Consider the following 594-nt stretch of genomic DNA (forward strand, 5'->3'; position numbering starts at 1 on the left):
ATCCCTTGAATTCCAGTTGCTCCTTGTGCTCCAGTTGCTCCCGTTATCCCTTGCACACCTTGTATTCCCTGTATTCCTTGTGGACCTTGTGGGCCGGTTGCTCCTTGCACTCCTTGAATGCCTTGTATTCCCTGAGGACCCTCTGGACCCGTTGCTCCAACTGGCCCTTGAACACCTTGTATTCCTTGCGGGCCCTGCAGTCCCTCTGGGCCTTCTGGGCCGGTTGGACCTATCTCTCCTTGTATCCCTTGGATTCCAGTTGGACCTTGTGACCCAGTCGGACCTATGTCACCTTGCGGACCTTGGATTCCCTGTGGGCCTTGTGCTCCTGTTCCCCCTGTCGCTCCTTGGATTCCTTGAGAACCTTGTGGGCCTTGAATTCCTTGTGGGCCGGTTGGACCTATGTCGCCTTGTGGGCCTTGAATACCTTGCGGACCTTGATCTCCTGTGGCCCCCGTTACTCCTTGAATTCCTTGGGGACCTTGAACACCTTGTGGCCCTGTTGGACCTATCTCTCCCTGCACACCTTGGATTCCTTGCGGACCCTGTAAACCCGTCACTCCGGTTGCTCCCGTTTCTCCTGTCGCTCCTGTC

The 594-nt window shown here is 56.2% G+C and carries 1 pseudogene; it reads right to left on the reverse strand.

The window, feature by feature from the left end:
* Positions 1–594: pseudogene (locus MR107_RS30310) on the reverse strand (collagen-like protein); the annotation flags it as partial.

Origin of the sequence: Bacillus cereus group sp. BfR-BA-01441, assembly GCF_022663075.1 — a bacterium.
GTDB classification, from domain to species: Bacteria; Bacillota; Bacilli; order Bacillales; family Bacillaceae_G; genus Bacillus_A; species Bacillus_A cereus.